Genomic DNA, 663 nt, shown 5'->3' on the forward strand with positions numbered 1-663 from the left:
AGTTGGTCATCCTGGAGGTCAACCGTGGGGAGTCCCTGCTCATCCGCAGTAAATCGCTGCAGGATGACCCCGAAAGGTTCCACGGCATTCCCGTTTTCACCCCACGTGAAAAGGACGTGATTCGGCTCCTTGCTGCCGGACACACGAGCAAACTGATTGCTTCCGCCTTGGGCATCACCAAAAATACGGTAGAAAACCACCGGCAGCGGCTCCTCAAAAAAGCGGGTTGCTACACAAGCAGTGAACTCACCGCGTACGCCGTAAACCATGGTTTGATTTAACGCCATTAGTGATAAATCACTATTGCCTATCGTGTCTTACACTGATAGTTTTGTACTGTCGATGCCGTTATTGTTTCGCATCGCCGCAAGGTATAAACAAACGCTCACCATGGAAACCCTGATTTGTACAACGCGCAGCTTCCGTTGTTGCTTCATTTGCATACTGCTGGCCATCACCGCTTCATCGGCCCACGGCCAGTTATTGGATAAACTGGGCAAGAAAGTGGAGCGAAAGGTTAAGCAGCGCATCGAGCGGAAAACCGACCGTGCCATAGACAAGGGCCTCGACAAAGCCGAGGAGGCCTTATCGAAACCGTCCAAGACGCGACCAACCGAGACGCAGCCAGGCGAGGACCAACCATCCACCGCCACCTCCGCCCCA

Annotated in this window: 2 protein-coding genes; both read left to right on the forward strand. The window is 53.5% G+C overall.

The window, feature by feature from the left end:
• Window positions 1-116: 116 nt before the first annotated feature.
• Window positions 117-281 (forward strand): response regulator transcription factor, encoded by a 165-nt coding sequence (locus ACFQRK_RS23995; protein ID WP_379010970.1) that lies wholly within the window; start codon window positions 117-119, stop codon window positions 279-281.
• Between the two features lie 109 nt (window positions 282-390).
• A partial coding sequence (locus ACFQRK_RS24000; protein WP_379010969.1) for a hypothetical protein occupies window positions 391-663 on the forward strand: 273 nt, incomplete at its 3' end.

The organism is Parapedobacter sp. GCM10030251, from assembly GCF_042666505.1.
Lineage (GTDB): Bacteria > Bacteroidota > Bacteroidia > Sphingobacteriales > Sphingobacteriaceae > Parapedobacter.